At 59.2% G+C, this 26,997-nt stretch carries 27 protein-coding genes; 13 read left to right on the top strand and 14 right to left on the bottom strand.

The features are described from left to right. Positions 1 to 33: 33 nt before the first annotated feature. Together rnt and pyrC are read right to left on the bottom strand one after the other, a co-directional pair. Positions 34 to 711 carry a ribonuclease T gene (gene rnt, locus NPS56_RS08260; RefSeq protein ID WP_274074222.1) on the bottom strand — a complete coding sequence of 226 codons (678 nt, stop codon included), beginning with the start codon at positions 709 to 711 and terminating at the stop codon, positions 34 to 36. After that, on the bottom strand, positions 708 to 1,754 hold the full coding sequence (gene pyrC, locus NPS56_RS08265) for a dihydroorotase (RefSeq protein WP_020799892.1): 1,047 nt from the start codon (positions 1,752 to 1,754) through the stop codon (positions 708 to 710). The genes rnt and pyrC overlap by 4 nt, the downstream gene beginning before the upstream one ends. 159 nt (positions 1,755 to 1,913) lie before the next feature. Between pyrC and NPS56_RS08270 the strand changes: the two genes are divergently transcribed. Beyond that, entirely contained in the window at positions 1,914 to 2,819 is a 906-nt protein-coding gene (locus NPS56_RS08270) for a flagellar protein MotY (protein WP_274074223.1), read from the top strand. A 129-nt stretch (positions 2,820 to 2,948) separates the two neighbouring features. Beyond that, entirely contained in the window at positions 2,949 to 4,166 is a 1,218-nt protein-coding gene (locus NPS56_RS08275) for an argininosuccinate synthase (RefSeq protein ID WP_020799894.1), read from the top strand. A 69-nt stretch (positions 4,167 to 4,235) separates the two neighbouring features. Here the strand turns inward: NPS56_RS08275 and NPS56_RS08280 are convergent, their stop codons facing one another. Further along, positions 4,236 to 5,009 carry a hypothetical protein gene (locus NPS56_RS08280; RefSeq protein ID WP_274074224.1) on the bottom strand — a complete coding sequence of 258 codons (774 nt, stop codon included), beginning with the start codon at positions 5,007 to 5,009 and terminating at the stop codon, positions 4,236 to 4,238. A 516-nt stretch (positions 5,010 to 5,525) separates the two neighbouring features. Between NPS56_RS08280 and NPS56_RS08285 the strand changes: the two genes are divergently transcribed. Next, positions 5,526 to 6,152, top strand: a complete 627-nt coding sequence (locus NPS56_RS08285) for a response regulator transcription factor (RefSeq protein WP_008057539.1) — start codon at positions 5,526 to 5,528, stop codon at positions 6,150 to 6,152. A gap of 90 nt (positions 6,153 to 6,242) precedes the next feature. Here the strand turns inward: NPS56_RS08285 and NPS56_RS08290 are convergent, their stop codons facing one another. The 8 genes from NPS56_RS08290 to metG all read right to left on the bottom strand — a co-directional run bounded on the left by NPS56_RS08290 (position 6,243) and on the right by metG (position 13,183). Continuing rightward, positions 6,243 to 6,422 carry a PA3496 family putative envelope integrity protein gene (locus NPS56_RS08290; RefSeq protein WP_046819033.1) on the bottom strand — a complete coding sequence of 60 codons (180 nt, stop codon included), beginning with the start codon at positions 6,420 to 6,422 and terminating at the stop codon, positions 6,243 to 6,245. A 106-nt stretch (positions 6,423 to 6,528) separates the two neighbouring features. Next, a complete protein-coding gene (gene nth / locus NPS56_RS08295; protein ID WP_274074225.1) occupies positions 6,529 to 7,167 on the bottom strand; it encodes an endonuclease III in 639 nt (212 codons plus the stop codon). A 25-nt stretch (positions 7,168 to 7,192) separates the two neighbouring features. Further along, positions 7,193 to 7,780, bottom strand: a complete 588-nt coding sequence (locus tag NPS56_RS08300) for an Rnf-Nqr domain containing protein (protein WP_274074226.1) — start codon at positions 7,778 to 7,780, stop codon at positions 7,193 to 7,195. Next, complete coding sequence (locus tag NPS56_RS08305) at positions 7,773 to 8,384, bottom strand: RnfABCDGE type electron transport complex subunit G (RefSeq protein WP_274074227.1); 612 nt, start codon at positions 8,382 to 8,384, stop codon at positions 7,773 to 7,775. Before NPS56_RS08305 ends, NPS56_RS08300 begins: the two co-directional genes overlap by 8 nt. Beyond that, the gene (locus tag NPS56_RS08310; RefSeq protein ID WP_274074228.1) at positions 8,381 to 9,367 is read right to left on the bottom strand and encodes an RnfABCDGE type electron transport complex subunit D; all 987 of its coding nucleotides are present in this window, start codon (positions 9,365 to 9,367) and stop codon (positions 8,381 to 8,383) included. Before NPS56_RS08310 ends, NPS56_RS08305 begins: the two co-directional genes overlap by 4 nt. Next, positions 9,354 to 10,364 carry an electron transport complex subunit RsxB gene (gene rsxB / locus NPS56_RS08315; protein WP_274074229.1) on the bottom strand — a complete coding sequence of 337 codons (1,011 nt, stop codon included), beginning with the start codon at positions 10,362 to 10,364 and terminating at the stop codon, positions 9,354 to 9,356. The genes NPS56_RS08310 and rsxB overlap by 14 nt, the downstream gene beginning before the upstream one ends. After that, complete coding sequence (locus NPS56_RS08320; protein WP_274074230.1) at positions 10,361 to 10,930, bottom strand: electron transport complex protein RnfA; 570 nt, start codon at positions 10,928 to 10,930, stop codon at positions 10,361 to 10,363. The genes rsxB and NPS56_RS08320 overlap by 4 nt, the downstream gene beginning before the upstream one ends. Positions 10,931 to 11,131: 201 nt before the next feature. After that, a complete protein-coding gene (gene metG, locus NPS56_RS08325; protein WP_274074231.1) occupies positions 11,132 to 13,183 on the bottom strand; it encodes a methionine--tRNA ligase in 2,052 nt (683 codons plus the stop codon). Positions 13,184 to 13,336: 153 nt separating this feature from the next. On the opposite strand from metG, the gene apbC reads away from it, so the two are divergent. Beyond that, the gene (apbC, locus tag NPS56_RS08330) at positions 13,337 to 14,431 is read left to right on the top strand and encodes an iron-sulfur cluster carrier protein ApbC (RefSeq protein WP_274074232.1); all 1,095 of its coding nucleotides are present in this window, start codon (positions 13,337 to 13,339) and stop codon (positions 14,429 to 14,431) included. 131 nt (positions 14,432 to 14,562) lie between these two features. Here the strand turns inward: apbC and NPS56_RS08335 are convergent, their stop codons facing one another. Beyond that, the gene (locus tag NPS56_RS08335) at positions 14,563 to 15,321 is read right to left on the bottom strand and encodes an SDR family oxidoreductase (protein ID WP_274074233.1); all 759 of its coding nucleotides are present in this window, start codon (positions 15,319 to 15,321) and stop codon (positions 14,563 to 14,565) included. A gap of 153 nt (positions 15,322 to 15,474) precedes the next feature. Here NPS56_RS08335 and NPS56_RS08340 point away from each other — a divergent pair, with 153 nt between their 5' ends. The 4 genes from NPS56_RS08340 (at position 15,475) to groL (ending at position 18,989) form a co-directional block, all read left to right on the top strand. Then, positions 15,475 to 16,206: a HugZ family protein gene (locus NPS56_RS08340; RefSeq protein ID WP_274074234.1), complete on the top strand. Its 732-nt coding sequence runs from the start codon at positions 15,475 to 15,477 to the stop codon at positions 16,204 to 16,206. A 66-nt stretch (positions 16,207 to 16,272) separates the two neighbouring features. Then, positions 16,273 to 16,749: an FxsA family protein gene (locus NPS56_RS08345; protein ID WP_274074235.1), complete on the top strand. Its 477-nt coding sequence runs from the start codon at positions 16,273 to 16,275 to the stop codon at positions 16,747 to 16,749. Between the two features lie 250 nt (positions 16,750 to 16,999). Then, a complete protein-coding gene (locus tag NPS56_RS08350) occupies positions 17,000 to 17,293 on the top strand; it encodes a co-chaperone GroES (protein ID WP_020799908.1) in 294 nt (97 codons plus the stop codon). A 49-nt stretch (positions 17,294 to 17,342) separates the two neighbouring features. Continuing rightward, complete coding sequence (groL, locus tag NPS56_RS08355) at positions 17,343 to 18,989, top strand: chaperonin GroEL (RefSeq protein WP_274074236.1); 1,647 nt, start codon at positions 17,343 to 17,345, stop codon at positions 18,987 to 18,989. 163 nt (positions 18,990 to 19,152) lie between these two features. On the opposite strand, the gene NPS56_RS08360 is transcribed toward groL, so the two are convergent. After that, a complete protein-coding gene (locus NPS56_RS08360) occupies positions 19,153 to 19,890 on the bottom strand; it encodes a phosphatase PAP2 family protein (protein ID WP_274074237.1) in 738 nt (245 codons plus the stop codon). Positions 19,891 to 20,110: 220 nt separating this feature from the next. On the opposite strand from NPS56_RS08360, the gene colR reads away from it, so the two are divergent. The 5 genes from colR (at position 20,111) to NPS56_RS08385 (ending at position 23,819) form a co-directional block, all read left to right on the top strand. Next, a complete protein-coding gene (gene colR / locus NPS56_RS08365; RefSeq protein ID WP_053155177.1) occupies positions 20,111 to 20,794 on the top strand; it encodes a two-component system response regulator ColR in 684 nt (227 codons plus the stop codon). After that, on the top strand, positions 20,784 to 22,067 hold the full coding sequence (locus NPS56_RS08370) for a sensor histidine kinase (protein WP_274074238.1): 1,284 nt from the start codon (positions 20,784 to 20,786) through the stop codon (positions 22,065 to 22,067). The genes colR and NPS56_RS08370 overlap by 11 nt, the downstream gene beginning before the upstream one ends. Positions 22,068 to 22,203: 136 nt before the next feature. Then, positions 22,204 to 22,872 (top strand): class I SAM-dependent methyltransferase, encoded by a 669-nt coding sequence (locus NPS56_RS08375; protein ID WP_274074379.1) that lies wholly within the window; start codon positions 22,204 to 22,206, stop codon positions 22,870 to 22,872. A 3-nt stretch (positions 22,873 to 22,875) separates the two neighbouring features. Beyond that, on the top strand, positions 22,876 to 23,589 hold the full coding sequence (locus tag NPS56_RS08380) for a lipopolysaccharide kinase InaA family protein (RefSeq protein ID WP_274074239.1): 714 nt from the start codon (positions 22,876 to 22,878) through the stop codon (positions 23,587 to 23,589). 2 nt (positions 23,590 to 23,591) lie between these two features. Further along, positions 23,592 to 23,819 (top strand): hypothetical protein, encoded by a 228-nt coding sequence (locus NPS56_RS08385; protein WP_081504798.1) that lies wholly within the window; start codon positions 23,592 to 23,594, stop codon positions 23,817 to 23,819. Positions 23,820 to 23,964: 145 nt separating this feature from the next. On the opposite strand, the gene NPS56_RS08390 is transcribed toward NPS56_RS08385, so the two are convergent. After that, the gene (locus NPS56_RS08390; RefSeq protein WP_274074240.1) at positions 23,965 to 26,991 is read right to left on the bottom strand and encodes a multidrug efflux RND transporter permease subunit; all 3,027 of its coding nucleotides are present in this window, start codon (positions 26,989 to 26,991) and stop codon (positions 23,965 to 23,967) included. Between the last annotated feature and the right edge of the window lie 6 nt (positions 26,992 to 26,997).

Raw genomic sequence — 26,997 nt, forward strand, 5'->3', positions numbered from 1 at the left:
CTGCGACCCGACAAGCCAGCTCCTACAAACGAATCAGTCGCCGAAGTCTTCCCAGCCGCCCATTTGTTTCCAGCGATTGACGATGCCGCAGAACAGCTCGGCAGTCTTCTCGGTGTCGTAGCGGGCCGAGTGCGCCTCGCGCCCGTCGAAGTCGATATCGGCAGCCTGGCAGGCCTTGGCCAGCACGGTTTGACCATAGGCCAGGCCGGCGAGCGTCGCGGTATCGAAACTGGAGAATGGATGGAACGGGTTGCGTTTCATGTCCAGGCGCGCGACCGCGGCATTGAGGAAGCCCAGGTCGAAACTGCTGTTGTGCCCAACCAGGATCGCCCGTTTGCAACCGTTGGCCTTGAGCGCCTTGCGCACGCCGCGGAAGATATCGTTCAGCGCCGACTCTTCGCTCACGGCCATGCGCAGCGGGTGATCGAGCTTGATCCCGGTGAACTCCAGGGCGGCCGCTTCGATGTTCGCACCTTCAAACGGCTCGACCCGGAAGAAGTAGGTGTGATCCGGGTACACAAAACCCTTTTCATCCATGGCGATGGTGGTCGCGGCGATTTCCAGCAAGGCGTCGGTGGCCGAGTTGAAACCACCGGTTTCTACGTCGACGACAACCGGCAGGTAGCCACGGAACCTGGCGGCCATTGGGTGACGGGAACCGCCGCCACCGCCTTGACCTTCCTGTTCGTCGTCGAAATGGTCTTCACTCACGCGTGTTCCTCCAGCAGGCGCCAGCGCAGTTTTTCACCGGCGCGCAGCGGGATAACGGTCAGCTCGCCAAACGGCAGGCTGGTCGGGGCGGTCCATTCTTCGCGGACCAGGGTGATGCGATCGGTGTTTGCCGGCAGGCCATAGAAACGCGGGCCGTTGAGGCTGGCGAAGGCTTCGAGCTTGTCCAGCGCGTTGCGCTGTTCGAAGGCTTCGGCGTACATCTCGATCGCGGCATAAGCGGTGTAGCAACCGGCGCAGCCACAGGCTGCTTCCTTGGCGTGCTGGGCGTGGGGCGCCGAGTCGGTGCCGAGGAAGAACTTTTCGCTGCCGCTGGTGGCGGCGTCGAGCAGGGCTTCCTGGTGGGTATTTCGCTTGAGGATCGGCAGGCAGTAGAAGTGCGGCCGAATCCCGCCCACCAGCATGTGGTTGCGGTTGTACAGCAAGTGATGCGCGGTGATGGTCGCGCCAACGTTGGCCGAAGCCGAGTTGACGAACTGCACGGCGTCAGCGGTGGTGATGTGTTCGAACACCACCTTGAGGGTCGGGAAACGCTCGACCACACGGCGCATGTGCTCATCGATGAAGATTTTTTCGCGGTCGAAGACGTCGACATCGCCGCGGGTGACTTCACCGTGGATCAACAAAGGCATCCCGACTTCGGCCATGGCCTCCAGGGCCGGGAAGATCTTGTCGATGCTGGTGACGCCCGAGTCCGAGTTGGTGGTCGCGCCGGCCGGATACAGCTTGGCGGCGTGAACGAAACCGCTGGCCTTGGCCTCGCGAATTTCTTCAGGCTGGGTGCGGTCGGTGAGGTACAGCACCATCAGCGGTTCAAACGGGCTGCCGGCCGGGCGAGCAGCGAGAATCCGCTGGCGATAGCCGTCGGCTTCAGCCGCATTGCGCACTGGTGGTACCAGGTTGGGCATGATGATGGCGCGGCCAAAGGTGCGCGCGACATCCGCGACGGTATTGGTCAACACGGCACCATCGCGAAGATGAATATGCCAGTCGTCGGGACGCAGCAGGGTCAGGCGGTCGGACATGAGGGGATTCCAGGCGGGTCAAACTGAGGGGAATGCTACCGGAAAAGACTCTTGCAGGCACTCGCTATCAAGTTTTACGGGAAGCTTCCGATATCCAACAGGTATGCCGTGAACATCTGTGTGTCGGTCTTTTTGTCGTAGAAGCCAGTGGAGCCTCCCGTGCGCCAGCGTTATTTAGCCTTGCTCAGCGTGTTTGCCAGCCTTCCCGCGATGGCACTCACTTTCCAGACTCGCCTGGAGAGCATCGAGTGGACGGTCGAAGGCGACAAATTCGAATGCCGGCTGACTCAGCCGATCACCGATTTCGGCTCGGGTGAATTCGTGCGGCGCGCCGGGGAACAGGCGACGTTTCGTTTGAATGCCTACAACGCAATGATGGGCGGTGGTTCTGCCACCTTGCTGGCGGCCGCTGCACCCTGGCAGCCGGGACGCGGTGATATCAACCTGGGCACGGTGAGAATCGGCAGCGGCAACATCCTCTTCAACAGCTCCCAGGCCCAGGCCGCACGCTTGATCAGCGGCCTGATCGACGGACGCAGTCCTGTGGTTCGAAATTCCTCGGGCGATGGCCGGGTGTCGGAGGTGCGCTTGTTGCCGGTCCGGTTTACCAAGGCATTTGCCGAGTATCAGGGCTGCGTGGCCAAGTTGCTGCCGCAGAACTTCGATCAGGTCAAGCAATCCCAGATTGGCTTTCCCGGTGGCGGTATCGATCTGGATGCGGCCGCCAAGGCCAGGCTGCAAGTCATGCTGGAGTACATGAAAGCCGATCCGACGGTCAATCGCATCGAGCTTGACGGCCACTCCGATAACAGCGGCAACCGCCTGACCAATCGTGACCTGTCACGGCGTCGGGCGCTGGCGGTGATGGACTTCTTCAAGGCCAATGGCGTCCAGGAATCGCAAATCACCCTGCGTTTCCATGGCGAGCGTTATCCCCTGGCCCCCAACATCAGCAACGCCAACCGCGCGAAAAACCGCCGGGTAGCGATACGCCTGGAGCGCGGAGCCCCCGCGGAGCAGGTGGCACCCCAAGCGACGAAGCCTGCCGCTTCGGCGACTTCCTGACCCCTTGGTCATCGTCGCGCTCTCGACATAATCTGTCGCTTCGTCGTCATAAGCTGTCGCGCCACTGTAAATTATCTTGCGCGGGCGGTAGACTTGACGGCTTTCCGTAGAACCCCGTGGAGTGATGGCATGGCGGACGTAAACAAGGTCGTTCTGGCGTATTCCGGCGGCCTGGACACTTCGGTGATCCTCAAGTGGCTGCAGGATACTTATAACTGTGAAGTGGTGACCTTCACCGCTGACCTGGGTCAGGGCGAAGAGGTCGAACCTGCACGTGCCAAGGCTCAAGCCATGGGCGTGAAAGAGATCTACATCGACGACTTGCGCGAAGAGTTCGTGCGCGATTTCGTTTTCCCGATGTTCCGCGCCAACACCGTTTACGAAGGCGAGTACCTGCTGGGTACTTCCATCGCTCGCCCGTTGATCGCCAAACGCCTGATCGAAATCGCCAACGAAACCGGTGCTGACGCCATTTCCCACGGCGCCACCGGCAAGGGTAACGACCAGGTTCGTTTCGAACTGGGCGCCTACGCCTTGAAGCCAGGTGTGAAAGTGATCGCTCCGTGGCGCGAATGGGACCTGCTGTCCCGTGAAAAGCTGATGGATTACGCTGAAAAGCACGCGATCCCGATCGAGCGTCACGGAAAGAAGAAATCCCCGTACTCGATGGATGCCAACCTGCTGCACATCTCCTATGAAGGTGGTGTGCTGGAAGACACCTGGACCGAGCACGAAGAAGACATGTGGCGCTGGACCGTCTCCCCGGAGAAGGCTCCCGACAAGCCGCAGTACCTGGAACTGACCTACCGCAATGGCGACATCGTCGCGCTGGACGGCGTCGAAATGACCCCGGCCACCGTGCTGGCGACTCTGAACCGTATCGGTGGCGAACACGGTATCGGCCGTCTGGACATCGTCGAGAACCGTTACGTGGGCATGAAGTCCCGTGGCTGCTACGAAACTCCTGGCGGTACCATCATGCTGCGCGCCCACCGTGCGATCGAATCGATCACCCTGGACCGCGAAGTGGCTCACCTTAAAGACGAGTTGATGCCCAAGTACGCCAGCCTGATCTACACCGGTTACTGGTGGAGTCCTGAGCGTCTGATGCTGCAACAGATGATCGATGCGTCCCAGGCTCACGTGAATGGCGTTGTGCGCCTGAAGCTGTACAAGGGCAACGTGATCGTCACCGGTCGCAAGTCAGACGAGTCGTTGTTCGACGCCAACATTGCGACTTTCGAAGAAGATGGCGGCGCCTACAACCAGGCCGACGCAGCGGGCTTCATCAAGCTCAACGCCTTGCGCATGCGCATCGCGGCGAACAAAGGTCGCAAGCTTTTCTGAGACCTTTGACGCAATGGAATGTGTGGCCCGGTCGTCGACAGGGCCGCACATTTAAAAGGGGGGGAGTTGCTACCTGCCCGTATCAGTGTTCTTTCCCGCCTTGCTATGACTCCTCTCATCATTCCCTTCTGATCGATCGTCAAACGCTTCGGGTTGCCGTGCGTCGATGGGCAAATGTTGGTCAATGACCGTCAAACCCTGTGAATTTAAGTTGTAGGCAGCACAGAACGTTGTGCGGCAATGTTTCTTCACGTGTTTTGAAGGAGCGGCTGCGCTTTCCCTCAGTTTTGAATCCGACTCGGTACAGGTGAGGAACACCACTGCACGTGCAGCCTTTCCCGGTTCGATCTGGATGCTCTCCAACAAATGGCTGAACTCGGCCTGGCCTGTCATCCTGCGTGCATCAATCACATACAGGTCCTTCAATCGTTCGGGTAGACGTACGTGGTGATGCGCCGAAAGGGCTTTGGCAGAAACTGTTGCTGAAGGTGGGTCTTGTGCTTTCGATGGGCGGCGAGTGGATTGGTCGCCAGTACCCGATGCCCTGGTCGGGGACTTTCGAGTCTTCTTGTTCTCGGATTGCTCGAGACCGTCCATGACTTTTATGAAGTGTTTTCCCTTCTCAAAGTCGGAGGGGGCGTAAAGCGATCGATAGTTGAAGTTGAGAGTGACAAAGAATAGCAACAGCAGATAAAAAGGAAAGCTGATCAGGAACCAGACGTAGATGTCTCTATCATCATCATCAAGAAAGGGCAGTGAAATCGCAGCTGATGTTTCAGACAGTGTTGCGAATATCGCAATCACTGTCATGGGGTTGTTTATTCTTTTTTTAATCCTGTCCATTTTAAGTTCCTCGATAGCTATTGCTTGATTGGTTTGAATTTAATCCATCTAACGCATGTTGGGCATCCATGGTTTCTGTTTTTTAATTTATTTGATGTCGGGTAGGCGTTTTCTTGTTTACGGTTTTCTTATAATCGATGATGGGGTGATTTTTGCTGTAAGAACGAGTGGATAAGTTGTGTGTGATATTTCTGGAGTTAGTGTGGATATTGGATTATCCCAATTACCTTTGCGCGGTTGGGTAGGGCGGCACATGTCTGATCGCTGTCTGAAAATAAAACTCCGCTCATTTTTTCGTTGCAGGTCGATACAAAAAAGTAATCGCAATTGGAAAGTCAAGACTTCAAAAAAAGTTTTCCGCCTAACGATTTGCTCGATTTTTTGTAGGAAAAATCTGTGAATTTTGTAGGGAATGTCTCTCGGTGCAAGTGGTTGGGGGAGGCGACATGCCAGGGGGGAAACGACTAGGCTATTGTGCGGGCTCTAAAAATTCGAACAGCGAAATTGGACTTGCCCATGAATAAAGTGCTGATTGTGGATGATCACCCCGTCATTCGTCTTGCGGTACGAATGCTGATGGAGCGTCATGGCTACGAAGTCATTGCAGAAACAGATAATGGTGTGGATGCATTACAACTAGCCCGTGAATACATGCCGGACATTGTCATCCTGGATATAGGAATACCTAAACTCGATGGACTGGAAGTCATTGCACGACTGACCTCGGCTGCGATGCCGATGAAAGTGCTGATATTGACGTCCCAGTCACCTGGTCATTTTTCCATGCGCTGCATGCAGTCGGGAGCCGCCGGATATGTTTGTAAACAACAGGATCTCACGGAGTTGCTCAGTGCAATAAAGGCGGTATTGTCAGGCTACAGTTACTTTCCAAATCAGGCCTTGCACACTGTGCGTGCCAGTCTTGGCAACGCCAGTGAAGCCGATATGGTGGATCGTCTTTCTGGGCGGGAAATGATGGTGCTACAGCAGTTGGCCCGGGGCAAGACTAACAAAGAGATTGCTGATGGGATGTTTCTCAGCAACAAGACCGTCAGTACCTACAAGACCCGACTACTGTTAAAGCTCAATGCGCGCTCCCTGGTCGATCTGATTGAACTGGCCCAGCGTAATGGTCTGGCATGATGAGCCTGCCTCTGACGGAGTACACCAGGCGAGCGTTGATCGCGGTTCGGCACTTGGTAAAAAGCCTCCGTTTCGGGAGGCTTTTAGGTTTTACAAGTCAAAATCGTAATCGGCCAATTGCTTTTGCAGTCGGCGCTCCTCCAGCAGATTGTCGATGGTCCGGCGCTTGCTCAGGTTGGTTTTCGCTACTTCAACCACCGGCTCGGCATCATCAGCCTCTACGGGGGTGAAGTCGTCATCTACATCCAATTGCTCTTTGCCAGTGCTCATTTAGTTACTCCAGGCGAAGAAGGCCTTTGGGGCTCCTTATATCGACAATCCTGCGACGGGTAAAAAAGATTTTTTCAATCGATATATTGATAAACCCAATAGCGGCTCAATCGTCCGAGGTCTTGTGCTTGTATTCGCACAAGTCTTCGATCCGGCAACTGCCGCAGCGAGGTTTGCGGGCCAGGCAAACATAACGTCCGTGAAGGATCAGCCAGTGATGGGAGTCGAGCAGGTACTGCTTTGGCACAAATTTCATCAATTTATGCTCGACCTCAACCACATTCTTGCCGGGCGCAATGCCGGTGCGGTTGCTGACCCGAAAAATGTGAGTGTCCACGGCCATCGTCAACTGGCGGAATGCAGTATTGAGCACCACGTTGGCGGTCTTGCGGCCAACGCCAGGCAACGCCTCGAGTTCCTCACGGGTTTGCGGCACTTCGCCTGCATGACGCTCAACCAGCAGACGGCAGGTCTCGATCACGTTTTTTGCCTTGCTGTTGTACAGGCCGATGGTCTTGATGTATTCCGACAATCCTTCGACCCCCAAGGCATGAATCGTCGCCGGAGTATTGGCAACCGGAAACAGTTTTGCCGTGGCCTTGTTCACGCCGACATCGGTCGATTGCGCGGAAAGAATCACCGCAATCAGCAATTCAAAGGCTGAGGAATAGGCCAGTTCGGTCTTCGGTTCTGGGTTGTCTTCATGCAGCCTGCGGAAAATTTCCAGACGTTTTGCGGCATTCATGGGCGAAGCGTTTCCTCGAAGGCAGTCAGTTTGAGCGTGTCGGGCGGTGCCAGGCTTGCCAGGCGGCGATCAGCAATCCCAGCAGTATGAAGCCTCCGGGGGCCAGCGTGGCCAGGCGCAGGCCACCGTCAGCGGTCAGTACCCAGCCCGGCCAATCCGCGTGTGTTACAGCAGCCAGCCAGGGTAGGTGGTTGCCCAGTGTCCCGTAACCGATGAGTTCACGCAGCAGGCCCATAGCCACCATCGATGCGCCGAACAGGCCGCACAGACGCCAGCGCTCTCGCCAGGGGCTCTGGAAGAAATCGGAGCGCTCCAGTACGACACATTGCAAGGCGATCAAGCCGGTATAGATCCCGGCATGCTGGTGCCATTGCAGCGACCAGACCTGCGCGCCGAGTTCTGCGCAACTGGTCAGCGTTGCGGCAAGCAGCACGCTGGCCGACAAGTGGGTTGCCGGGAGCAGGCGCGATCGCAAGGCGTTCATGCACAGGCCGAACCCACTGATCACGACAATGAACAGCAACCACAGGCCCAGGGCATTCACCAGTGAGTCGGTGGCGCCAATCAGCGGCGCGAGCATCAAGGTGTTCTGCAACCGCAATGGATTACTCATCGGAGGGGCTCCCAAGCAGTGAGGGCCGATGCTCATCGAAATAACGCAAGGCGTCATGGGTGGCATTGATCACCGCTCTTGAGGTGATGGTCGCTCCCGCAATCTGGTCGAACTGCCCCTGGTCCTTTTTCAAGGCCCAACCATTGTCGCCCGGATCGATTCGCGACCTGCCGGAAAAGGCTGCAAGCCAGGTATTGGGCCAGTCGGCGATTCGTGCGCCGAGCCCCGGGGTTTCCGTTTGCTTGAGGGTTTTGACCCCCAGCAGTCTGCCGTCGAGATCGATGGCGATCAGCAAATCGATGGTGCTCGCGTAGCCCAGGGTCTGGCTGCGTAAAAGCACGGCATAGGCTCGGCCGACCTTGGTCGCCCGATAACCCGTCAGCAGCGTGCTGTTGCCCAGCGCGGTGTTGTCGAGCTTGAGCGGTTGGTCCAGCGGCTGGTTGTCGTAGCTGTCGGGCGGTAGCAGGTCGAGCAGGTAACGACTGTCGATCAGGCGCTGCTCAGCCGCAATCCGTGGCGCGCTGCTGTGTTGCGCGAGATAGGTCAGGCCCGCTCCGAGGGCAGTCAGTAACGCGAGGATGGCGGCGCTCGACGCTCGGCTCATGGTGCGATCCGCTCCTGCCTGGCCGCGACCAGCCGCTCCAGCGCCGGTACACAGAGGTTCATCAGCAGCACGGCAAAGGCCACGCCGTCCGGGTAACCGCCCCAGGTGCGAATCAGATAGGTCAGCAACCCGACTCCTGCACCAAACAGCAGTCGCGCCCCGGGGCTTTTGGCGCCGGATACCGGTTCAGTGACGATGAAGAATGCGCCCAGCATGCTGGCGCCGGTGAGCAGATGAAACAGCGGCGAACCATGGGAGTCTGAGCCCGAACCGTTCCAGCACAACAGGCTGATGACGAACAGGCTGGCGAGCATGCCGACAGGCGCGTGCCAGCTGAATACGCGGCGTTGCAGCAAAAACGCGCCGCCGGCGAGAAAAGCCAGGTTCACCCATTCCACACCGCGACCGCCGAAACGCCCAAAGGCCGGATTGGCCGAGAAGAGTTCGTCCATGGTCAGGCTCTTGTTGATCCGCAGGCTGTCCAGTGCCGTGGCCCGGACCCAGGCGTCCGGGCTTTGGCCGACACCGAATACTTGCTGCACACCACCCCACAGGTCCATGCCCTGGGAGGCAGGCCATTGGGTCATCTGTTGCGGAAACGTCACCATCACCAGGGCGAAACCGAGCATCGCCGGATTGAACGGATTGCTGCCGACCCCGCCATACAGGTGCTTGCCGAACACCATGGCCAGCGCGGCAGCACTGACCGTCAGCCACCAGGGACAGTAGGGCGGCAAGGCCAGGGCCAGTAGCGTGGCACTGACCAGGGCGCTGCCGTCGCTCAAGGTCGGCTTGAGCGCACGCCGGCGCAAGCGCAGTACCGCCGCTTCCGCGGCCAGCGCACTGACGCCTGCCAGTATCAGGTTGAGCAACACCCCCCAGCCGTAGAACCAGAATAACGCCAGCATCCCTGGCAACGTCGCCAGCAGAACCAGTTTCATCGCCTGTTGCAGGCGCTCGTCGACCGGTTCAAGGGGCGGCATGGGCATCCACCTGGCGTTCGGCTTCGCTCAGGGCCCGCTCAAGGGCTTCGATTTGTTCGGCGGGTGCTGCGCTGGCCTGGGCTTTCTTCAGTTCGGCGCGGCGCATGGCCAGCTGAATTTTTGCGCGTTTCAGCTCGGCGTCCTGCGCCGGAGCCGCGACGGGTGACGGGGTAGGTGGCGCACTGCGTTCCAGTTGGGCCAAAGCCTGCTCAGCGGCTTCGAACTGCTGTTGCAGGACAATCAACTGCGATTGCTGTTCGAAGGTCGGCGGATGACCGAAGGCCTTGAGCGACTTGTTCAACTGCGCCCGGCTCATCGCCAGGTCGATCTTGGCTTTTTTCAGGGCCGCATCGGCATTCGCCGCCTTTTGCGCGCGGACGCGTTCCAGGGCTGCCTGTACCGGGTCGAGGATCGTTTCGCTGGGCTGGACGACCCGTTGCGCACGGGCCTCGCGCTCGGCAGTTTTTTGTTGTTCTTCACGCTGCAAGCGGGCGTTGCGCTGCTCGAAACGGCGCCGCGCATGATCGCGCTTGGCGGCGCGTGCCCGTTGCTCCTCCAGGCTGAAAGCCAGGCCACCGACAATCGGCAGCACGCTGTTCAATGGCAGCGGATGCATTTCGATGCAGTCCACCGGGCAAGGCGCCACGCAAAGGTCGCACCCGGTGCATTCGTCGATGATGACCGTGTGCATCAACTTGGCCGCGCCGACGATGGCGTCCACTGGGCAGGCCTGAATGCATTTCGTGCAACCAATGCATTCGGCCTCACGGATATAGGCAATCTGCGCCGGGGCCGAGCCGCGACTGACGTCCAGCTCCAGCACCGGTACGTGCAACAGTTCGGCCAGGGCGTGGATGGTTTCACTGCCGCCGGGCGGGCACTTGTTGATCGGCTCGCCGTTGGCAATGCCGGTGGCGTACGGCTTGCATCCGGGATGGCCACACTTGCCGCATTGGGTCTGCGGCAAGAGGGCGTCGATGCGTTGAATCAGACTCATGTTTTGATCAGTCCGCTGAATCCGAGAAAGGCCACTGCAATCAGGCCGGCACCGACCAGGTCGATCGGCAGGCCGCGAAAGGGCAGGGGCACATCGTTATCAAGTGTGCGCTGGCGCAGGTCGTTGAACAGGCTCAGTACCAGCCAGAAGCCCAGCCCGGCACCGAGGCTCAAGGCTGTGGCGTGAAAAAATCCCATGTCCTCCCGGGCGTTGAGCAATGCCACGCCGAGCACCCCGGCATTACACAGCAGCAAAGGCCAGAGGCCTTCGAAGGACAATGTCGAAAACATCCGGGAAAGCAGCTGCAACAACGGGCCGATCAGCAGCACGCTCAATGGCAGAAACACAAACAGGCGCAGCGCCGTCATCTCCAGCGGCACCAGCAACCAGTGATACAGCGCATAGCCGAGCACCCCGGTAATCAGCATCAGGCAGGTCGTGGCGATGCCCAAGGCATGGACCTGGCGACGTTCGCTGGCCAGCAGCGGCTCGACACCCAGCGGCCAGTGCAACACGAAGTTGTTGAGCAGGGCAGTGCCGATAAGCGTAAGCAGGGTTTCGGTCATGATCGTCCGTATCCGTTGCTCGATAACCCTGTAGGAGCTGCCGCAGGCTGCGATCTTTGATCTTTTTCAAAGCAAATTCAAAAGATCGCAGCCTGCGGCAGCTCCTACAAGTAATGCCCGAGTTCAGTAATAGTATGGGCCAGACATGAAAATCCCACAGTCGCGCCAGGCACGACTGTGGGATCGGTTTACCGCAGTGCCTTACTTGATCCGCTGACCAGGCTTGGCGCCGCTGTCAGGGCTGAGCAGGTAGATTTCTTCACCGCCAGGACCGGCTGCCATCACCATGCCTTCGGAAATGCCGAACTTCATTTTCCGTGGCTTGAGGTTGGCAATCATCATGGTCAGGCGACCATCGAGCTTGGACGGGTCCGGGTAGGCGCTCTTGATGCCGGAGAACACGTTGCGTTGTTCGTCACCGATGTCCAGGGTAAGGCGCAGCAGCTTGTCGGCACCTTCCACGTGTTCGGCCTTGACGATCAGGGCGACGCGCAGGTCAACCGCGGCAAAGGTGTCGAACTCGATTTCCGGCGACAGCGGATCCTTGGCCAGCTCGCCATTACCGGCTGGTGTGGCTTCGCCGGTGTCGGTCTGGCTGGCGGTCAGGTCTTCTTTCGAGGCGTCGGTCATGGCTTGCACTTTGACCGGGTCGATACGGGTCATCAACGGCTTGAACTCGTTCAACTGATGGTTGGCGAGCAAGGTCGCGTGATCGTTCCAGGTCAGTGGCGCAACATTGAGGAACGCCTCGGCATCGGCGGCCAGCAGCGGCAATACCGGTTTGAGGAAGATCACCAGTTGACGGAACAGGTTGACGCCGGTGGCGCAGATGGCCTGGACTTCATCCTGCTTGCCTTCCTGCTTGTTCAGCGACCACGGTGCCTTGTCGGCGATCCAGGCGTTGGCGCGGTCGGCCAGGCCCATGATCTCGCGCATGGCGCGGGCGAAGTCGCGGGCTTCATAGGCGTCGGCGATGCTTGGCGCGGCGGCCAGGAAGGCTTCGGTCAGCTCCGGCGCGGCGTTGGTCTCGACCATCACGCCGGCATTGCCCTTGTTGATGAACCCGGCGCAACGGCTGGCGATGTTGACGACTTTGCCGACCAGGTCGGAGTTGACCTTCTGCACGAAATCTTCGAGGTTCAGGTCGAGGTCGTCGACGCCACGGCTCAGCTTGGCCGCGTAGTAATAGCGCAGGTATTCCGGCGACAGGTGGTCGAGGTAGGTCCGGGCCTTGATGAAGGTACCACGGGACTTGGACATTTTCTGGCCGTTGACGGTCAGGTAGCCGTGCACGTTGATGCCGGTCGGCTTGCGGTAACCCGCGCCTTCGAGCATCGCTGGCCAGAACAGGGCGTGGAAGTTGACGATGTCCTTGCCGATGAAGTGGTACAACTCGGCGGTCGAGTCCTTGCCCCAGAACGCGTCGAAGTCCAGCTCCGGCGTACGGTCGCAAAGGTTCTTGAAGCTGGCCATGTAGCCGATTGGTGCATCCAGCCAGACGTAGAAGTACTTGCCCGGCTCGTCGGGGATCTCGAAGCCGAAGTACGGCGCATCGCGGGAGATGTCCCACTGTTGCAGGCCGGCATCCAGCCATTCGGCGATCTTGTTCGCCACGGCGTCCTGCAGGGTGCCGCTGCGGGTCCAGGCCTGCAGCATTTCCTGGAAGTCCGGCAGCTTGAAGAAGAAGTGCTGGGAATCCTTGAGCACCGGGGTGGCGCCGGAGATTGCCGACTTCGGATCCTTCAGGTCGGTCGGTGCGTAGGTCGCGCCGCATTTTTCGCAGTTGTCGCCGTACTGGTCTTCAGTGCCGCATTTCGGGCAGGTGCCCTTGATGAAGCGGTCGGCCAGGAACATTTTCTTTTCCGGGTCGAAATACTGCGTGATCGAGCGTTGGGCGATGTGCCCGGCGTCGCGCAGCTTGAGGTAGATCTGGCTCGACAGCTCACGGTTTTCTTCGGCGTGAGTGGAGTGGAAGTTGTCGAAGTCCACCAGGAACTCGGCAAAGTCGGCGCTGTGTTCAGCCTGGACGTTGGCGATCAGTTGTTCCGGGGTGATGCCTTCCTTTTCCGCGCGCAGCATGATCGCCGAACCGTGGGCGTCGTCGGCGCAGACATAAATGCATTGGTTGCCGCGGTGCTTCTGGAAGCGCACCCACATATCGGTCTGGATGTACTCCAGCATATGGCCGAGGTGAATCGAACCATTGGCATAGGGCAGGGCGCTGGTGACGAGGATCTTGCGTGGCTCGGACATGGGGCTCGGCTACTTGATGAAACGGAGGTCGGCCACTATAAAGCGCCGGCAAAGATATTTCACCCCTGCAAATCGTTGCCGGGCATGCCGTCCGGAAGACAGAAGGGGTAGGATACCCGCCATCTATTCCCAGTCCTGTTTTCGGAGTTGCCCATGAGCGCCGTCAATCGCGCAGCGGTGGAAGCCGTCCTTCGCCAATACACCGACCCCTACCTGAACCAGGATCCGGTCAGCGCCGGGTGCGTGCGCAATATCGAGATCCAGGGCGACCGCGTCAGCGTGCAGCTGGAACTGGGCTATGCCGCCGGTTTGTTCAAGAGTGGTTGGGCGCAGATGCTGCAAATGGCCATTGAAGGCCTCGACGGTGTCAGCACTGCCCGCGTCGACATCACCAGTGTGATCGCCGCGCACAAGGCCCAGGCACAGATCCCGGGTCTGGCCAACGTCAAGAACGTCGTGGCCGTGGCGTCCGGCAAAGGCGGCGTGGGCAAGTCCACCACCGCCGCCAACCTGGCCTTGGCCCTGGCCCGCGAAGGGGCCAAGGTCGGCATTCTCGATGCGGACATCTATGGTCCGAGCCAGGGCATCATGTTCGGCATCGCCGAGGGTACCCGGCCGCAGATCAAGGATCAGAAATGGTTCGTGCCGATCCAGTCCCACGGCGTCGAAGTGATGTCCATGGCGTTCCTCACCGACGACAACACGCCGATGGTCTGGCGCGGGCCGATGGTCTCTGGCGCCTTGCTGCAACTGGTGACGCAGACCTCGTGGGGCGACCTGGATTACCTGGTCATCGACATGCCGCCAGGCACCGGGGATATCCAGCTGACCCTGGCACAGAAAGTCCCGGTGGCCGGTGCGGTGATCGTGACCACCCCCCAGGACCTGGCACTGCTGGACGCACGCAAGGGCGTGGAGATGTTCCGCAAGGTCAACATCCCGGTGCTGGGCGTGGTGGAAAACATGGCCGTGCACATCTGCTCGAACTGCGGGCATGCCGAACATCTGTTCGGCGAGGGCGGCGGGGTGAAGCTGGCCAATCAGTATGGCGTCGAGCTACTGGCTTCGTTGCCGCTGGCAATGGCCATCCGCGAGCAGGCCGATGGCGGCAAGCCAACGGTGATCGCCGAGCCTGACAGCCCGATCGCCCTGGTTTACCAGGAGCTGGCGCGCCATGTCGGCGCACGGATCGTGTTGCAGGAGGCGTTGACGCCGGCGATGCCGAACATCAGCATCAGCGACGATTGATCGGTTGAAGAAACGCGATCCAATTGTGGGAGCGGGCTTGCTCGCGAAGGCGGTGTGACATTCAACAGATTAGTTGACTGATCTACCGCCTTCGCGAGCAAGCCCGCTCCCACATAGGTTCTGTGTATGCCTTAAATCCGCAACCCGCCATCCAGCTCCAGAATCCGACCGGTGTAATAGTCGTTCTCGAAGATGTAAGCCGCCGATTGGGCGATTTCTTCCGGCTTGCCCATGCGCTTGAGCGGAATCCCCGACGTCATCTTCTCCAGCGCTTCAGGTTTCATGCTCAGGGTCATTTCGGTTTCGATGAAGCCCGGTGCAATGCCGGCCACGCGAATGCCGTAGCGCGCCAGTTCCTTGGCCCAGGTCACCGTCGCCGCAGCGACACCGGCCTTGGCGGCGGAGTAGTTGGTCTGGCCGACGTTGCCGGCGCGGGAAATCGACGAGATATTGATAATCGCGCCGCTGTTGTCCAGCTCGACCATTTTCGCCGCGACTTCACGTGTGCACAGGAATACGCCCGTCAGGTTGACGTCGATGACCGCCTGCCACTGGGCCAGGCTCATCTTGGTCATTTCGCCATCCTTGACCTTGAGCAGCAGGCCGTCACGCAAAATACCGGCGTTGTTGATCAGGCCATGGATCGCGCCGAAGTCGTCAGCGACCTGAGCGACCATGTGGCTTACTTGCTCTTCGTTGGCCACATTGCACAGGTAGGCGCGGGCTTCGACACCCTTGGCCTTGCAGGCGGCAACGGCGTCGTCGAGTTTTTCCTGGTTCAGGTCCACCAGCGCCAGCTTCGCGCCCCTGGCGGCGAAATACTCGGCCATGGAGCGGCCTAAACCCTGGCAACCGCCAGTGATAATGATTACTTTGTCAGTGAGTTGCATTCGTAATGCCCCGGTAGGTTTGGGTGTTTTTTCATAAGGCATCTTCTCCATCACGCCTACCTTGGCACATGAGAACTGCCCCCAATGGTCAACTGGTACCTGTGCCAGTAGCTGATCCGTTTTTACGACGGATTCTTAATAAGGAGTCATAAATTGAGCGTTGAAGCGGCTAAGAATGCACGAGAATTGCTCCTCAAGGAATACCGTGGGGTGCTCTCGACACACTCCAAATCGATGCCCGGTTTCCCGTTCGGCTCCGTGGTTCCGTACTGCCTGGACGAGCTCGGCCGGCCGCTGATCCTTATCAGCCGCATCGCCCAGCACACCCACAACCTGCAAAAGGATCCAAAATGCTCGCTGTTCGTGGGCGAGCGAGGCGCTGAAGATGTCCAGGCCGTTGGTCGCCTGACGTACCTGGCCGAGGCGCAACAGATCGAAGACGAGGCAGCCATCGAAGCCGCTGCCGAACGTTACTACCGCTATTTCCCGGATTCGCAGAGTTATCACAAGGCCCACGATTTCGATTTCTGGGTGCTCACGCCGGTGCGTCATCGCTACATCGGCGGCTTCGGCGCGATTCACTGGGTCAACGAGCTGACCCTGGCCAACCCCTTTGCCGGCAAGGCCGAGCTGAGCATGATCGAGCACATGAACGCCGATCACGCCAAGGCCATCGCGCATTACGTCGAACTGGCCGGCCTGCCGAATACCTCGCCAGCCAGGCTGGTGGGCATCGACAGCGAAGGTATGCACCTGCTGATCGGTCAAGGGCTGCATTGGTTGCCGTTCCAAGCGCCTTGTAATACGCCGACACAAGTTCGCGAAGCCTTGGTTTTCCTGGCTCACGCCGAACATTGGCCGAAAAATGCAGTGGCCGACGCTTGAATTCACGAAACGGCGACGTCATCTAAGGATTACTGGCAAGGCATTCTTGCGTTGAGGAACCATTTGATGCGCCCTTTTTTGTTGCTCTTTCTGCTGTTCCCGGTGTTGGAGCTGTTCATATTCGTCAAGGTGGCAGGGGCAATCGGGTTTTTCCCGGCCCTGCTGCTGATCATTCTCGGCTCGATGTTCGGTGTGTTCGTGTTGCGCGTCGCCGGGCTGGCCACGGCGCTGCGTGCCCGTGAAAGCCTGAACCGCGGCGAGCTGCCGGCCCAGACCATGCTCGAGGGCCTGATGCTGGCTTTGGCCGGGGGCCTGTTGATCCTTCCGGGATTCATCAGCGACGTGATCGGCCTGGTCATGTTGCTGCCGGTCAGCCGTCGCCTGCTGGCCAATAAAATGCGCCAGCGTGCCGAGGAACAAGCGATCCGCCAGCGTGCGTTCGCCGATGATCTTGCGCCCCGTGGCGGTCCCGCACCCCGCGAGCCGCTCGGTCGCGAGCCCAATGTGATCGAAGGCGAGTTCGAACACCGCGATACCAAGTGATACGTCACCTGCACACGGCACCTTCGGGTGCCGTGTTCGTTTTCGGGAGATCGGCGTAAAAAATTTTTCGATCCCCGCCCTTGTAATCAGCTTGTACGCCCTTATGTAACGGTCACCGCAAGGTTTCTGGCGAGCACGCCAGACAGACTTCCGCGGTTCGCTCGACGAACCGCACCCGGCACCGCCGGACTTTGTTAAACCCGCCGGGACTACACCGGCCGATGAAAACCACAATTAGGAGAGATCGACAATGAAGCTTCGTCCTCTGCATGACCGCGTCGTCATCCGTCGCAGCGAAGAAGAAAAGAAAACCGCTGGCGGTATCGTCCTGCCAGGTTCGGCTGCTGAAAAAGCCAACAGCGGCGAAATCCTCGCTGTCGGCACCGGCCGCGTACTGGAAAACGGTGAAGTGCGTGCACTGTCCGTGAAAGTGGGCGACAAGGTTGTGTTCGGTCCTTACTCCGGCAGCAACACAGTGAAAGTCGACGGCGAAGACCTGCTGGTAATGAGCGAGAACGAAATCCTCGCTGTTGTCGAAGGCTGATTACCCGCTCATTTTCCCGTTACTACAAAGTATTTAAGGAATATCGATCATGGCTGCTAAAGAAGTTCTGTTTGGCGATTCCGCCCGCAAGAAAATGCTCAAAGGCGTCAACGTCCTGGCTGACGCGGTAAAAGCGACCCTGGGCCCGAAAGGCCGTAACGTGATCATCGAGAAGAGCTTCGGCGCTCCGACCATCACCAAGGACGGCGTTTCCGTAGCCAAAGAAATCGAACTGGAAGACCGTTTCGAAAACATGGGCGCGCAGCTGGTCAAAGACGTTGCCTCCCGTGCCAACGATGACGCAGGCGACGGCACCACCACCGCTACCGTTCTGGCTCAATCGATCGTCAACGAAGGCCTGAAAGCCGTCGCTGCCGGCATGAACCCGATGGACCTGAAGCGCGGTATCGACAAAGCGACCATCGCGATCGTCAAAGAGCTGAAGGCCCTGTCCAAGCCATGCGCTGACACCAAGGCTATCGCTCAGGTAGGTACCATCTCCGCCAACTCCGACAACTCCATCGGCGACATCATTGCCGAAGCCATGGAAAAAGTCGGTAAAGAAGGCGTGATCACCGTTGAAGAAGGCTCGGGCCTGGAAAACGAACTGTCGGTTGTTGAAGGCATGCAGTTCGACCGTGGCTACCTGTCCCCGTACTTCGTCAACAAGCCAGAGACCATGGTCGCTGAGCTGGACGGCCCGCTGATCCTGCTGGTCGACAAGAAGATCTCGAACATCCGCGAAATGCTGCCAGTGCTGGAAGCCGTTGCCAAAGCCGGCCGTCCACTGCTGATCGTGGCCGAAGACGTTGAAGGCGAAGCCCTGGCGACTCTGGTTGTGAACAACATGCGTGGCATCGTCAAAGTCGCAGCCGTCAAGGCGCCGGGCTTCGGCGACCGTCGCAAGGCCATGCTGCAGGACATCGCCGTTCTGACCGGCGGTACCGTGATCTCCGAAGAGATCGGCCTGAGCCTGGAAAGCACTACCCTTGAGCACCTGGGTAACGCCAAGCGCGTGACCCTGTCCAAGGAAAACACCATCATCGTTGACGGTGCTGGCGTTCAAGGCGACATCGAAGCACGTATCAACCAGATCCGTGCCCAGGTTGCCGAGACTTCCTCGGACTACGACCGTGAAAAACTGCAAGAGCGTCTGGCCAAGCTGTCCGGCGGCGTTGCGGTGATCAAGGTTGGCGCTGGTTCCGAAGTTGAAATGAAAGAGAAGAAAGCCCGCGTTGAAGACGCCCTGCACGCTACCCGTGCAGCCGTTGAAGAAGGCGTGGTACCTGGCGGTGGCGTTGCGCTGATCCGCGCTCTGCAAACCCTGAACGATCTGAAAGGCGACAACGCTGATCAGGACGTAGGTATCGCTGTTCTGCGCCGTGCCATTGAAGCACCGCTGCGTCAGATCGCTGCCAACAGCGGTGACGAGCCAAGCGTTGTGGTCAACGAAGTCAAGAACGGCAAAGGTAACTTCGGTTACAACGCTGCGACTGGCGAATACGGCGACATGATCGAAATGGGTATCCTGGATCCTACCAAGGTCACCCGTTCCGCGCTGCAAGCTGCATCGTCGATCGGCGGTCTGATCCTGACCACCGAAGCTGCGGTAGCTGATGCACCGAAGAAAGACAGCGGTGCTGGCGGCGGCATGCCAGACATGGGCGGTATGGGCGGCATGGGCGGCATGATGTAAGCCAGCCTTACCCCTGTACTAAAAAACCCCGCCTGCGAAAGCAGGCGGGGTTTTTTATTATTGCCCGGATCAAAAGATCGCAGCCTGCGGCAGCTCCTACATGGAAATGCGTTCCCCCTGTAGGAGCTGCCGCAGGCTGCGATCTTTTGATCTTCGTTCAGGCTCAGGCCGTTTGAACATTGACCACGGGCTCAACCCTCGAAGCAGGCCTATACAGAATCCAGTAATAAGACCCCAGGCAAATCAGCCAGCAAAACACCGCCGTCCACACGTTGTGCGAGAAAAAGTGTGCCCCCTGCAGCATCCGGCCGATGGAAAACACCGAACCCAGGGCAAAGGCGAAAACCAGTGCCGCACGTGCCATGCGTGGACGGCGATCACGCAACACGAAAAACAGCGCAAACAGGGTGAAACCGGTCGCGGCGTGACCGCCAGGCCAGCAACGACCCGGTTTCTCCGTGGCCGGACGCGGGCTCAACAATTCGCTGTAGGTCTCGTGGCCGCCGAACTGCTCGAGGCTCCACGGGCATTGCACCGCCGTTACCGCTTTCATCGGGGTGACGAAGGACGTCGCCAGCCCCAGGGACAGCACCAGGCAGCCCAATTCCCGCTTGAACGGTTTGAGCCGGGCCATGAAGAATGAACCGGCAAAGCCGAAGATTGCCAGCACCGAAAAGGCTATGACCAGTTGCTTGGCCCGGTCGTGCAGGACGGTTTCCAGGAAATAACTGTGCCGCCCGATGAAATCCCCGGCGACCGGGTCGTAGAACAGCCTGGCCAGGTCCATGTCCAACGTCGTCAGTTCGAGCAATACCAGAATGATGGCTGCAATGGCGGGAACACCCAGGCACACCCAGAAGTTGAGCGGTCGGGAAGCGGGGCGTGCAGAGATCGAAACCATGGCAAATCCTTGGTCAGTGGAATGTTCTTGAGTACGCAGCCGCGCGGAGTCTGCGCTCTATCCTGTCGTCAACCTGTGAACCGATAGTGAAAAAAAACGTTGAGGCTCGAGCCGGTCATTTCGCCAGGCAAACGCCTGCACACAACCCTGGCCCTGAGGCTTACTTGGCCTTAAGCTGCGCGGGCCAAGACGGCCGTCACTGTGTACGGAGAAGATGCCCATGCGAATTTTATTGGTTGAAGACAACCGCGATATCCTGGCCAATCTGGCCGATTACCTGGGACTCAAGGGCTATACCGTGGATTGCGCACAGGACGGCTTGTCGGGCCTGCATCTGGCAGCCACCGAGCATTACGACTTGATCGTGCTCGACATCATGTTGCCTGGCATCGACGGTTACACGCTGTGCAAACGCCTGCGCGAAGATGCCCGCCGCGACACTCCAGTGATCATGCTCACCGCTCGCGATCAACTGGATGACCGGCTGCAAGGCTTCAAGTCCGGTGCCGACGATTACCTGATCAAACCTTTCGCCTTGTCCGAACTGGCGGCGCGGGTCGAAGCGGTCATGCGTCGCACCCAGGGGGGCGGTCGCCGGACCTTGCAGGTCGGCGACCTGAGTTATGACCTCGACACCCTGGAGGTCACCCGTGAAGGCCGCTTGCTCAAGCTCAATCCGGTGGGCCTGAAGTTGCTGGCGGTACTGATGCAGAAAAGCCCGCATGTACTGCGCCGGGAAATTCTCGAAGAGGCCCTGTGGGGCGATGACTGCCCGGACAGCGACAGCCTGCGCAGCCACGTCCATCAATTGCGCCAGGTGATCGACAAGCCGTTCGCCAAACCGCTGCTGCAAACCGTGCACGGTGTGGGTTACCGCCTGGCCGAGGGGCGTGATGGAGTTTAAACAGAGCCTTTCGCAACGGATCATCATTGCCTTTGCGCTGATGAGCGCACTGGTGGCGGGCGCCTTTGCCATGGGTATCGTCTTCACCGTGCACCTGGTGGAAGAAAAACTGATCTCGGCGGGCCTGGGCGGTGATTTGCAGCGCCTGTTGCTGATGGACAACGTCTCGGACTGGAGCCACCGCCCGGAACCGGACCAACTGTTCTATTTCAGCGGCGGGCCGGGCGATTTCGAGTTGCCCAAGGATTTGCGCCACCTGGACTCGGGTTTTCACGAAGTCTTCCGCGAGCAGCTGTCGTACCACGCGATGGTCGAGATCGTCGATGGCCGGCGCTATGTCCTGTTGCAAGACCAGAGTGACTTCGAAGAACGCGAGCGGGTGCTGTTTGCCGTGGTATTGGTGGGGTTCGTGCTGAGTCTGGCGCTGGCGGTGTTCCTCGGCTGGGTACTGGCACGCAAGGTGATGGCGCCGGTGGTCAGGCTGGCGCGCCAGGTACGTCATCGCGATCAGTTGCTGGGCCTGGCGCCGCCGCTGGCGCCTGATTATGCGGCCGATGAAGTGGGTGAACTGGCCGTGGCCTTCGACGCGACCCTCGGCCGTTTGCGCCAGGCGCTGACCCGCGAGCGCATGTTCACCAGCGACGTCAGCCATGAACTGCGCACACCCTTGATGGTGCTGGCCAGTTCCTGCGAGTTGCTGTTGGAAAACCCCGGCATCGATCAGCGCGGCCGTGCCCAGGTCGAGCGAATTGCCCGCGCCAGTGAAGAAATGCGCGAGCTGGTACAAACCTTCCTGATGCTGGCTCGCACTCAGCGCGAAGATGCCGGCATGTCTGCGCAGCAGACGTTGGGCGAAGTGGCCGACGGGTTGATCAGCCTGTGGCGCGAGCCGATCGAGACCAAAGGTCTCAAGCTGATCGTCGACTGGGGAAGCCCACACACGACGCGTTACAACGCGACGCTCCTGCAGGCGGTGATGGGCAACCTGTTGCGTAACGCGCTGCATTACACCGACCGTGGGTTTATCCGCCTGAGCCTGATGCCCACGGGGTTCATGGTCGAGGACAGTGGCGTGGGCATTCCCGAGGAAAAACGCGAAGCGATGTTCGAACCTTTCGTGCGGGGTAACGAGAAACGCGGAGAGGGCTTGGGTCTTGGGCTATCGTTAGTACAAAGGATCTGTGAAAACCAGGGCTGGAGCGTCAGCCTCACGACCATGGAACCCAATGGCTGTCGTTTTCAGGTCCAGTTCAATACATCGAATGTGAATTGATCGGTATCGCTGAATTGTAAAACCTTGAAATGATTCTGGGTTGTACATGACAAATTTTTCACAATTGCATGACCTGAAACTGACACATCGCTACCTAAGGTGGTCGGCATCAGAAGCTCAGGAGACATTGAAGATGGTGGATGGCCCGATCAAACTGGATTTTTCCAACAAATACGACGATCAACACGCTCAACGTTACCTGCAAAAGCATAAGGATGGCGTGGGTCGCCGCTTGTCCCACTGGCGCGACGTGCAAATGGCGCGCAAGGCGCTGGCGTTGGTTGGCGAGCCGGGCCTGGTCCTCGATCTGCCCTGCGGTGCCGGGCGTTTCTGGCCGATGCTGGCGGAAAAACCCAACCGCGTGATCATCGGTGCCGACAACTCCGATTCCATGATCAAGATCGCTACACAGTCGCAGCCGGCTGAAGTGGTGAAACGGGTACAACCCTTGCAGACGTCTGCGTTCGACATCGCGTTGCCGGATAACGCCGTCGACAGTATTTTCTGCATGCGTTTGCTCCACCACATCGGTGAAGCCGAGCATCGACTGGCGATCTTGCGCGAGTTCGAGCGCGTCAGCCGCGACAGCGTCATCCTCTCGCTATGGGTCGACGGCAATTTCAAAGCCTGGAAACGCAAGCGTGCGGAGAGAACCCGTGGGCAGGAAGGTTACCAAAATCGATTTGTGTTACCGGCAGCTGTCGTAGAAAAAGAATTTGAGCAGGCAGGTTTCCGTATTCAGGAACGTATCGACTTTTTGCCGCTCTATGCCATGTGGCGAGTTTACGTATTGCGCAAGAGGTAACAGATGGCAGAGCAGTGTGCAGCAGGATCGGGCCTGGCCTCCCAGGACCGATTCGATTTCTTCTGGAATCAGCGCGGAGAATGGGTGGAAGAGCCCAACGTCCGGCGCGGTGGTGAGAGTGGCGTGCAGCGCCTGATGGGCAGTGATGGGCAGTTGCTCTACGTAAAACGCCAGACCGGCCATATCCATCGGGGGCTCTTGCACCCTTTCGGACGGCCGACGGTGTTGCGTGAGCGTGATGCACTCACCGGCCTTCGCCTACTCAATGTTCGAGTTCCGGAAATCGTTTTCTGTGAAGCACAACGCGATCCCGTGCACAAATGGCGCGCATTGCTGGTGACCAAGTCCCTGGACGGCTTCGAGGAAATCGAGAAGTGGTACGAAGGTGGTGGACGCGAGCGCCATGGCGAGGCTGTGCACGATCGCGTGCTCAAGGACCTGGCCGATAATCTGGCGCGCATGCACAAGGGGCGTTGGCAACACAGCTGCATCTATATCAAGCACGTATTTGTTCGCGTCACCGGTGAGGGCGAGGCGGCCAAAGTCGAGGTTGCCTTGATCGATCTGGAGAAGTGCCGGCAGCGCTTGAGCGCCCGCCAGGCGGCTGCCCATGACATGAAGCAGCTGCGCCGCCACTCGTCATTCAGCACGACGGACTGGAAGAAACTCGTCTATTTTTATGAGACGGCGTTTGGCAGCGCTATCAAAGGTTTATAGAAATGAAACTTGAAGTTGCGCGAGGTTTGTTTCTGGTAGGAGCCTTGGCAGTTGCTTCACTCGCGGTGGCGGCATGGGAGCAGCCCCGCACGCAAGTCCTCAGTTCAGTACACAGTGATGCGCACTGTCCGTTGCCACGAGTTGCCAAGGCATCCGTGGCCACTCAACCCGATCATGATCTGTTGCTGTTCATGTTCGGACTTTCTCAAGGACTGAGGCCGCAAAGTTGAACAGATTGAAGCCCAAATAAAAGGCCTCGCTAAATGCGAGGCCTTTTGTTTAACGGCAACATCAAAAGATCGCAGCCTGCGGCAGCTCCTACAGGGGATCGGCGTACACCCTGTAGGAGCTGCCGCAGGCTGCGATCTTTTGATTTTAAGGTTTATCGGGTCTGGCCAGCAGCGTGTACACGCACGGCAACACAAACAGGGTAAACAACGTACCGATCGACATCCCCGTGGCGATGACCGTACCGATGTCGAACCGGCTCACCGCGCCCGCCCCCGTGGCGATGATCAAGGGCACCATGCCGAACACCATCGCCGCCGTGGTCATCAACACCGGACGCAGACGAATGGACGCGGCTTCCTCCACCGCTTCGCGGGGCGTCAGGCCCTTGTCCTTGCGCAACTGGTTGGCGAACTCGACGATCAGGATCCCGTGCTTGCTGATCAGGCCGATCAACGTCACCAACCCGACCTGGGTATAGATGTTCATGCTCGACCAGCCGAGGAACAGCGGCAGCAATGCGCCGCAGATCGACAGCGGTACGGTCACCAGGATCACCAGCGGGTCGCGGAAGCTTTCGAACTGGGCTGCGAGCACCAGGAAAATGATCGCCAATGCGAGAGCGAAGGTGACCCATAGCGCACTGCCTTCCTGGACGTATTGCCGCGATGCGCCGGCATAGTCGAAGGCAAAGCCTGCCGGCGCTTCTTCCCTGGCGATCTGGCGCACGGCGTCGATGGCTTCACCCATGCTCACCAGCGGTACCCCGGACAGGATCGCCGAGTTGAGTTGCTGGAACTGGTTCAGTTGCCGCGGCCGCGCCCGGTCGGTCACGCTGATCAGGGTCGAGAGGGCGAGCAGTTCGCCCTGGGTGTTCTTCACGTAGTAATTGTTCAGCCAGTCAGGGTTATCGCGGAAGGGCCGTTCGACCTGGGCAATGACTTTGTAGCTGCGCCCATCAACGGTGAATCGGTTGATTTCCGCCTCACCCAGCAAGGTCGCGAGTGTCCCGCCCAGGTCCTGCATCGACACACCCATCTGGGCCGCTTTGGCACGATCGATGTCCACCACCACTTCCGGCTTGTCGAAGGCCAGGTCGACGTCGACGAAAGCGAATTTGCCGGACTCCATCGCGCGTTTTTTCACTCGGTCGACCACCTGCAGCAGCAACTCGTAATCGTTGGCGGTGTTGATGACGAACTGGAACGGCAGACCCTCGCCGGTGCCCGGCAGGGAGGGCAGGTTGAAGCCGAAAACCTGCAACCCGGAAATGCTTTCCAGTTTGGCCTGGACCTCGGGCAGGATCTCCATCTGCGTGCGGCTGCGGTCGTTCCAGGGCTTGAGCAGGAAACCGCCGATGCCCGATTGCACACCGTTGAAGCCGTTGATCTGGAACGATGAGTAGTACTCGGGAAACGCCTTGAAGATCTCGATGAACTCGTCGGTGTAGGTGTTCAGGTAGTCGAGGTTGGTCGGTTGGGGAGCGTTGGCCAGCATGAAAATGATGCCCTGGTCCTCATCCGGTGCCAGTTCCGACTTGGTGAACTTGAGCAGCACCGGAATCAGGCACAGCACGATCACCGCGAACACCAGCACCACTGGCCGGGTGTTGAGGGTGCCGTGGAGCATTTTCTGGTAACGGCGCTTGAGGCGTTCGAAAATCATGTCCAGGCGGTGGGCCAGGCCCGTGGGGTTTTCATCGTGGCGCAGCAGCAGGGCGCACATCATCGGTGACAGGGTCAGGGCGACGATGCCGGAGATCACCACCGCACCGGCCAGGGTCAGGGCGAACTCCTTGAACAAGGCTCCCGTCAGGCCCGTGAGGAAGCCGATCGGCGCATACACCGCCGCCAGGGTGATGGTCATCGAGACTACCGGCATGGCGATCTCCCGGGCGCCCTCGATGGCGGCGTCCAGCGGTGTCTTGCCTTCCTCGATGTGACGGTGGATGTTTTCCACCACCACGATGGCGTCGTCCACCACCAGGCCGATGGCCAGCACCATCGCCAGCAGGGTCAGCAGGTTCAGGGAGTAACCCATCATCTGCATGAAGAACATCACGCCGATCATCGACAGCGGAATGGTGACCACCGGGATCACCACCGAGCGCAACGCACCGAGGAACAGGAACACCACCACGATCACGATCAGCACTGCTTCGAACAGGGTCTTCACCACCTCGTCGATCGACGCCTGGATGAACAGCGTGGCGTCGTAGGCAATTTCCCCCTTGAGGTTGGGTGGCAGCTGGGCCTCCAGTTCCGGCATCAGCTTGCGCACTTCCTTGATTACGTCCAGCGGGTTGGCTGCGGGCGTGGCCTTGATGCCGATGTACACCGAGGGCGTACCGCCGAAGGAGCTGATGGTGTCGTAGTTCTCCGCGCCCATCTCGACCCGCGCGACATCGCTTAGCAGCACACGACTGTCACCGTCGACCTTGAGCGGGATCGCGGCGAAGGCTTCGGCGGATTTGAGTTCGGTGTTGGCGTTGATGCTGGTGACCACGTACTCGCCTTTCACTTCGCCGGCGGCGGAAAGGAAGTTGTACTGGCGTACCGCGTTGGTCACGTCGCTGGCGCTCAGGCCAAAACCGGCCAGCTTCACCGGGTCCAGCCACAGGCGCATGGCGAATACCTGGTTGCCGAGGATCTCGGCTTCGGCCATGCCCGGCAGGGTCGCCAGTTTCGGCTGGATGACTCGCGACAGGTAGTCGGTAATCTGCGGGTTGCTCAGTTCCTTGCTGAAGAAACTGATGTACATCAGTGCCGAGGCATCGGCGGCTTCCTTGCTCAGCACCGGGTCTTCGGCATCCTGGGGCAGCTGGTTCTTGACCTCGTTGGCCTTGGCCAGCAGTTCGGTGAACAAGCGGTCGCTGTTGGCGCCGATGCGCGCATAAATCGAGATCACCGAGAAGTTCTGGCGACTGACCGAGGTCATGTAGTCGATACCCTCGGCGCTGGCCAGGCTCTGTTGCAGCGGTTGGGTGATATAGCCCTGGATGGTTTCGGCGTTGGCCCCGGGGTACGCGGTGGTGACCGTGATCAGGGCATTTTCCATTTGCGGGTATTGGCGCAGCGGCAACTTGCTCCAGGCCTGGAAGCCCAGCAGCACAATCAGCAGGCTGACCACGGTGGCGAGCACCGGGCGACGGATGAACGGGTCGGTAAAAGCCATTGGGGG

This window comes from Pseudomonas putida (assembly GCF_028682635.1).
Classification (GTDB): domain Bacteria; phylum Pseudomonadota; class Gammaproteobacteria; order Pseudomonadales; family Pseudomonadaceae; genus Aquipseudomonas; species Aquipseudomonas putida_AE.